The organism is Deltaproteobacteria bacterium (genome assembly GCA_003696105.1).
In the GTDB taxonomy this organism is placed as follows: Bacteria; Myxococcota_A; Polyangia; order Haliangiales; family J016; genus J016.
Window position 1 is genome coordinate 21,643 of record RFGE01000191.1, and the last position, 7,148, is coordinate 28,790.

Below are 7,148 nucleotides of genomic sequence, written 5' to 3' on the forward strand. Positions count from 1 at the left end.
TACGTGGCGTGCTGTAGGGAGGGACAGCCCTGCGCCGGGCCGGTTCACACGACGCGCAGTCGCACGCGCGGGCGCACGCCGGGGGACGCGGCGACCCGGGCGGCGACTTCGTAGGCGTCGCCGTCGTCGGAGATGCGCTCGAGCCGCACCGGCGCGATCACGTTGTCGAACGAGCCGGCGGCTGCGCGCACGCGCAGGTAGTTGTCGGTGTAGCCGGCGTCGCCCTCCCACAGGACGGGGCGCACGCTGCCGACGAAGCGGGCCAAATGGGCGCGCTTGAGCCGCGCGGCGAGCGCGTGCAACTCGCGGCTGCGCGCCTGCTTGACCGCGGCCGGCAGGTGGCCGGGCATGCGCGCCGCCGCGGTCCCGGGCCGAGGCGAGTACGCAAAGATGTGGATGTGGCCGAAGCCGATGCGTTCGGCGAATGCGAGGGTGGCGGCGTGGTCGGCGTCGGTCTCGCCGGGGAAGCCGACGATCAGATCCGTGGTGACGGTGAGGTCGGGGATCGCGGCGCGCGCCTCGGCCACGAGGCGGTCGAACGCGTCCGTCGAGCACCGCCTGGCCATGCGCCGGAGCACCGCGTCGCTGCCGCTTTGCAGCGGCAGGTGCAAGTGCGGCATCAACCGCGGGTTGCGCCACAGGTCGAAGAAGCCAGGCGGCAGGTCCCACGGCTCGAGCGACGACAGGCGCACGCGGGGGATGTCCGTGTCCGCGAGCACGGCGGCCACGAGCGCGCGCAGATCTTCGGAGCGGTCGGCGCCGAACCCGCCGAGGTGCACGCCGGTGAGCACGACCTCGCGATAGCCCGCGCGTTCGAGCGCGCGGATCTCGGCGACGACCTCGGCGATCGGGCGGCTGCGCTCGGCGCCGCGCGCGACGGTGACGATGCAAAACGTGCAGCGGTGGCGACAGCCGTCCTGGACCTTGACGAACGCGCGCGTGCGCCCCGCGCGCTCGGCCTGCGCCGCGGCCGACTCCGGCGCGGGCGCCTGCGCCGCCGGCCCGACCTCACCGGCCCAGTCGGCGAGTCGCGCCGCGAGCGCGTCCTTGTCGGCGTTGCCCACCACCCGGTCGACGCCGGCGAGCGCGGCGACCCGGTCGGGCTCGAGCTGGGCGTAGCAGCCGGTCACCACGAGCGGGGCCGACGGGTTCTGGCGGCGCAGCCTGCGGATGTGCTGGCGGGACTTGCGCGCGGCCTCGCCGGTGACCGCGCAGGTGTTGAGCACGAGGACGTGCGCGTACTCGGGGCGCCCCACGACCGTATGGCCGGCGCCGGCCAGCGCGCGGCTCCAGCTCTGCAGCTCGGCCTCGTTGAGGCGGCAACCCAGCGCGGTCACGAACACGTTCATCGGCGGGGATCCTTGTGGCACAGCTCGCGGCCGGCGACAAGCGCGACCCGGACGCCGCCGCGCCCCGTGCCGCCGCCGCGCGCGGGGCTTGCGCGCGAGGGTGATCGTGCCATAGAACCGCCCCCAAAGGAGCGGGCGGCGGCGGACCGGGACGACACGACACGATAGGGGGCTTACGTGAGCACGAGGATGTGGATTGCGGCGATGGTGGCGGCCGCCGGGCTGCCCGCGGCTGCGCACGCCGGCGACACGGTGACCGCGCAGGCCGAGGACCCGCGCGCGGTCGGTGGCTGGGCGTTCGGCGTGCGGGGTGGGGTGACGCTCGGCACCCAGGCCCGCGCGCGCTTCGGCGACTACCCGGCAAACGGGCTCCTCGTCGGCCATCAGGGCGTCGCGCTCGGCGGCTTCGGCACCTACTACCTGCGATCCGACGTGCAGCTCCAGATCGAGTTGATGATGTTCGAAAAGGGCGTCGACTTCGACAACGACGCCCTGCACACGACCGTCGACGAGGGGTTGATCTACGTCGAGATGCCGGTATTGGCCCGCTATAGCTACGCCGTCGGCCGCCGGCTGCGCGCGTTCGGGTTCGCGGGACCCACGGTCGGCTGGCTGCTCGACTCCAAGGTCGACGAGCTGGCGGATCGCCGCCGGTCGTTCGACGTGGGCGTCATGGTCGGCGCAGGCGTCGACGTCCACCTGGGCGACCACCTGGTGATCTTCGATGTGCGCGTCAACCAGGGCCTGGTCGACACGCTCGACGACGACGAGCGCGACGTGGCCGAGCGCAACCGGGTCGTCGCGTTCCTGCTCGGATTCACGACCTGACGGCGATCGCGCGCCCCGGGCGCCGCCGGCGTGCGCTACAACCGGAGCGTGGCCGATCTGCGAAGCGATACGGCGGTGACCCGACTCGATGCCGCGCCGGGCTGGTACACCGCGCACCTGCCCGACCGGTGGAACTTCGTCACCCCCTCCGGCGGCGTGCTGATGACCGTCGCGATGCGCGCGATGCAGGCCGAACTCGACGACTCCGGCCTGCGCCCCGTCGGCGCGCACACCGTGTTCTGCTCGCCGGTACCCCACGGGCCGCTCGAGGTTCGCGTCGAGGTGTTGCGGCGCGGCAACGCGGCGGCACAGGTGCGCGCCGCGTTGTCCTCGACCGCGGTGCCCGGCCCGGGGCTCGAGGTCACCGCCACGTTCGCGCGCGACCGCACCGGTCCCGACGTCCTCGCCGCCGCGCCGCCGCCCGCGCGCCCGGTCGACGCGGCCCCCGACCTCCGCGTCGACGAGCCGGGCAACCCGCACGAGCGGTACGCGTTCTTTCGCAACTTCGACGTCCGGCTCGCGATCGGCGACGCATGGTGGCGCCCCGGGTGGACCGGCGGCACGGCTCGCCACGGGCGGTGGTACCGGTATTTGACGCCGCAGTGCGACCGCGACGGCCTGCTCGATCCGCTGGCGCTGCCGCCGATCGCCGACACGATGCCGTCGTCGCTCGTCCAGTACCTCGGCCCCGACGCCGAGCGGTTTCACGCGCCGAGCCTCGACCTGACGGTGCACTTCGTCGACGACACGGCCCGGCAATGGCTGCTCGTGTCGACCTATTGCCGCCGCGCGCGCGCCGGCTACGCCACCGCCGAGGCGGAGATCTGGACCGACGACGGGCGGCTGGTCGCATTCGCGACACAGACCATGATGCTGAGGCGGCGGCGGGCGCCGTGACGGCTGCCGGCGCGCGCCGCCGCGCCGGTCAGTTCTTGTCCGCCTCGCCGCCCTTCATGTCGTGGCCCATGCCCGGCGTGCCGCCGTGCAGGTCGTGCACCTCCATCCCGCAGTCGAGCATCTTTTTGCCCATGTACGGGTTCTCGAGCTTCGCCGTCGGCTGCAGCCACCGGTTGAAGCCGAATTCCTTGGCCATCGGGCACTCGAACGCGTGCAGCTTCTCGGCCATCTTCGGCAGCGCGGCGACCGCGTCGATCGCGGCGCGACTCACCTCCGCGAACGCGCGCCGCGCGGCGTCGAGATCGGCGGCGGCGCCGAGCTGCTCGGCCGCCTTGGCCAGCGCGCCGAGCGGCGCTTTGGCCGCGTCCGTTGCGTTCGACGCCGCGTCGGCCGCGAGCTTCGCCATGTCCGCCGCGCATTCTTTGACCTCGGCGTCGTCCGAAGCGAGGGCGGCGCGGCATCGTTCGTAGGCCGCGAACACCGCATCGATCGGTCCGGTCGGCTCGGCCGCCGCGGGTTCGGCCGGCTTGGCCGCCGCGGGTTCGGCCGGCTTGGCCGCCGCGGGTTCGGCCGGCTTGGCCGCCGCGGGTTCGTCCGGCTTGGCCGCCGCGGGCGCAGACGGCTTGGCAGGCTCGTCCTTCGAACACGCGCCGGCGGCGAGGCCGAGCGCAACGATCCACATCCAACGCATCATTCGTCTTCTCCTTTCGGTTGAGGTGGGGTCGCCGAGGCGACGAGTTTGGCGGTCGCGGCCTTGGGCAGCGACGCGCCCTTCCACACGGCGAAGATCGCCGGGTAGACGGTGAGTTCCAGCAAGAACGACGTGATCAGCCCGCCGACCATCGGCGCCGCGATGCGCTTCATCACGTCCGCGCCGGTCCCGGTGCTCCACAGCACCGGGACGAGGCCGATCATGGTCGTCATCACGGTCATCAGCTTGGGGCGAATGCGCTTGGCGGCGCCGTCGACGATCGCCTCCCGCAGGTCGGCGAACGTGCGCAGCGTACCCTGCCTCGCGCGATCCCGATACGCGAGGGTCAAATACAGCAGCATCACCACGCCGGTTTCCGCGTCCAGCCCGGCCAGCGCGATGATCCCGACCCATACGGCGACGCTCATGTTGTAGTCGAGCAGGTACAGCAGCCAGATCGCGCCCACGAGCGAAAACGGCACCGCGAGCAGCACGATCACGGTTTCCGGGATCGACTTCGTGTTCATGTACAGCAGCAAGAACACGAGCGCGAGCGTGATCGGGATGACGAGCTTGAGCTTGTCCCGCGCGCGCTCCATGTAGCGGAACTGGCCCGCCCACTCGAGGCGGACGCCGGGCGGCAGCTGGACCTTGTCGGCGACGACGCGCTTGGCCTCGGCCACGTACTCGGCGATCGGGTGGTCGTCGTCGATGTCCACGAACACGAAGCCGACGAGCTTGCCGCCTTCCGACCGGATCATCGGCGCTCCGGTCGAAAACGTGATGTCGGCGACTTGCTCGATCGGGATGGCGCCACCGATCGGCGGGTGGATCAGCACGCGCTTGAGCGCCTCCGGGTCGTCCCGATACTCGCGCGCGTAGCGGACGTTGATCGGATAGCGCTCCCTGCCTTCGACGGTCGTCGACACGTTCATGCCGCCGATCGCCGACATGACGATCTGGTTGACGTCGTCCACCAGCAGGCCGTGCCGCGCCGCCTCCTCGCGCTTGACGTGGAAGTCGATGAAGAATCCGCCGGTGAGCCGCTCGGCGAACGCGCTGCGCGTGCCGGGCACGGCGGGGATCGCGTTTTCGATGGCCGTGGCGACCTTTTCGATCGTGTCGAGGTCGTCGCCGAATACCTTGATGCCGAGCTTGCTGCGAATGCCGGTGGCCAGCATCTCGGTGCGGGTCTGGATCGGCATCCACCAGACGTTGGGCATGCCCGGGAACTGCAGCGTCTGGTCCATTTCGCGGATGAGGTCGTTCCAGGTGAGTCCGGGCCGCCACTGGTGTTTGGGCTTGAGCAGCACCACGATCTCGGCCATCGACAGCGGCGCCGGATCGGTCGCCGTGCGCGCGCGCCCCATCTTTCCGAACACGCGCTCCACCTCGGGAATGTCGCGCAGCTTGGCGTCCATCGCCTGCAGGGCGTTGGTCGCTTCGGTGATCGACATCCCCGGCGGCGCGGTCGGCATGTAGAGGATCGCGCCCTCGTTCAGCGGCGGCATGAACTCGCCGCCGAGTCGGAAGAACGCCGGCACCGTCACCGCCATCAGCGCGACCGCCGACACCATCACCGTCCAGCGGTGATCGACGACGAACCGCACGACCGGCGCGTACAGGCGCACCAGGATCCGGTTGAGCGGATTGTGGTGCTCTCCTCGGATCCGCCCGCGGATGAACAGCGCGGCGAGCGCCGGCGTCAGCGTCACCGCGAGGACCGCGGCAAAGCCCATCGAGTAGGTCTTGGTGAACGCCAGCGGCTTGAACAGCCGACCCTCGGTGGCCTCGAGGGTGAACACCGGCATGAAGCTGACCGTGATGACGAGCAGCGAAAAGAAGATGCTCGGCCCCACCTCCTGCATGGCTTCGACGATCGCGTCGAGCCGACTGCCGGGCCGGCCGTCCTCCTCCCAGCGCTCGAGCTTCTTGTGGATGTTCTCGATGATGATGATCGAGGCGTCGACCATCGCGCCGATCGCCACGGCGATGCCGCCGAGCGACATGATGTTGACGGTCAGCCCCTGAAACGCCATCGGGATGAACGACAGCAGCACCGCGATCGGCAGCGTGAGGATCGGAACCAGCGCGCTGCGCGCGTGCAGCAGGAACAGGAAGATGACGACGCTCACGACGATCATCTCCTCGATGAGCGTGTGCCGGAGCGTGGCGATCGACGCCTCGATCAGGCCCGACCGATCGTAGGTGATGACGAAGTGGACGCCCGGCGGCAGGGCCGGCTCGAGTTCCTTGATTCGCTCCTTGACGCGGTCGATGACCGTGAGCGCGTTTTCGCCGTAGCGCATGACGACGATGCCGCCGACCGCTTCCCCCTTGCCGTCGAGCTCGGCCACGCCGCGCCGTAAGTCGGGGCCGATCGTCACCTCGCCGAGCTGGTCGACGAACACCGGCGTGCCGTCGGAGCCGACCTTGACCGGGATCTTCTCGATGTCGGCCTTGCTCTTGACGTAGCCGCGCCCGCGGACGATGTGCTCGTGGCCGGCCAGCTCGATCACGCGGCCGCCGACGTCGCTGTTCGACCGGCGGACGGCGCGCACCACGTCGGCCACGCCCACGCCGTAGGCGAGCAGCGCGTTCGGGTCGAGGTTGATCTGGTACTGCTTGACGAAGCCGCCGACCGAGGCGACCTCGGCCACGCCGGGCACGGCCTCGAGCGCGTACTTGACCGTGAAGTCCTGCAGAGTCCGCAGCTGCTGCAGGTCGGCGGTGCCGCTTTCGTCGACCAGCGCGTACTCGAACACCCAGCCGACCCCGGTCGCGTCCGGCCCGAGGGTCGGCGTGACCCCGTCCGGCAGCTTGTCGGCGGTGCTGTTGAGGTACTCGAGCACGCGCGAGCGCGCCCAGTACATGTCCGTGCCGTCCTCGAAGATCACGTACACGAACGACAGACCGAAGTAGGACTGGCCGCGGACGAACTGCACCTTCGGTGCGGCCAGCAGCGTCGTCGACAGCGGATACGTGATCTGGTCCTCGACGAGATCCGGACTGCGCCCGGGCCACTCGGTGAAAATGATGACCTGCGTGTCGGACAGGTCCGGGATGGCATCGAGCGGCGCGCGACGCAGCGACAGCCACCCCCACGCGGCCAACATGCCGACGAGGGCGATCGTGAGGAACCGGTTGCGGACGCTACCCGCGATGACCTTTTCGATGATCATGGCGCGTCACCACAGGCCGGTGGCCGACTTGAGCCGGCTTTCGGCCGACAGCAGGAAGTTGCCGGACGTGACGACGCGGTCGCCCTCCTTGAGCCCGTCGATCACCTCGAACAGGCCGTCGGTCTTGATGCCGACCTGGATCGGCACCGGGCGCAGCCGCTCGCGATCGACGTCGACGAACACGATCCGCCGCGGCCCGGA

At 70.6% G+C, this 7,148-nt stretch carries 5 protein-coding genes; 2 read left to right on the top strand and 3 right to left on the bottom strand.

The window, feature by feature from the left end; genetic code table 11:
• Positions 1 to 44 precede the first annotated feature (44 nt).
• Positions 45 to 1,349 (bottom strand): tRNA (N(6)-L-threonylcarbamoyladenosine(37)-C(2))-methylthiotransferase MtaB, encoded by a 1,305-nt coding sequence (gene mtaB / locus D6689_12700; protein ID RMH40820.1) that lies wholly within the window; start codon positions 1,347 to 1,349, stop codon positions 45 to 47.
• Positions 1,350 to 1,538: 189 nt separating this feature from the next.
• On the opposite strand from mtaB, the gene D6689_12705 reads away from it, so the two are divergent.
• Together D6689_12705 and D6689_12710 are read left to right on the top strand one after the other, a co-directional pair.
• Complete coding sequence (locus tag D6689_12705) at positions 1,539 to 2,177, top strand: PorT family protein (protein RMH40821.1); 639 nt, start codon at positions 1,539 to 1,541, stop codon at positions 2,175 to 2,177.
• 48 nt (positions 2,178 to 2,225) lie between these two features.
• A complete protein-coding gene (locus D6689_12710; protein ID RMH40822.1) occupies positions 2,226 to 3,074 on the top strand; it encodes a thioesterase family protein in 849 nt (282 codons plus the stop codon).
• 28 nt (positions 3,075 to 3,102) lie between these two features.
• Here D6689_12710 and D6689_12715 read toward each other — a convergent pair whose 3' ends face one another.
• Both D6689_12715 and D6689_12720 read right to left on the bottom strand, forming a co-directional pair.
• On the bottom strand, positions 3,103 to 3,768 hold the full coding sequence (locus D6689_12715; GenBank protein RMH40823.1) for a DUF3347 domain-containing protein: 666 nt from the start codon (positions 3,766 to 3,768) through the stop codon (positions 3,103 to 3,105).
• Positions 3,765 to 6,947: an efflux RND transporter permease subunit gene (locus tag D6689_12720; protein ID RMH40824.1), complete on the bottom strand. Its 3,183-nt coding sequence runs from the start codon at positions 6,945 to 6,947 to the stop codon at positions 3,765 to 3,767. Before D6689_12720 ends, D6689_12715 begins: the two co-directional genes overlap by 4 nt.
• Positions 6,948 to 7,148 lie beyond the last annotated feature (201 nt).

Bases quoted from the DNA above. Each gene is read 5' to 3' on its own strand.
- mtaB (RMH40820.1), bottom strand. From the start codon at position 1,349: ATGAACGTGTTCGTGACCGCGCTGGGTTGCCGCCTCAACGAGGCCGAG.
- D6689_12705 (RMH40821.1), top strand. From the start codon at position 1,539: ATGTGGATTGCGGCGATGGTGGCGGCCGCCGGGCTGCCCGCGGCTGCG.
- D6689_12715 (RMH40823.1), bottom strand. From the start codon at position 3,768: ATGATGCGTTGGATGTGGATCGTTGCGCTCGGCCTCGCCGCCGGCGCG.
- D6689_12720 (RMH40824.1), bottom strand. From the start codon at position 6,947: ATGATCATCGAAAAGGTCATCGCGGGTAGCGTCCGCAACCGGTTCCTC.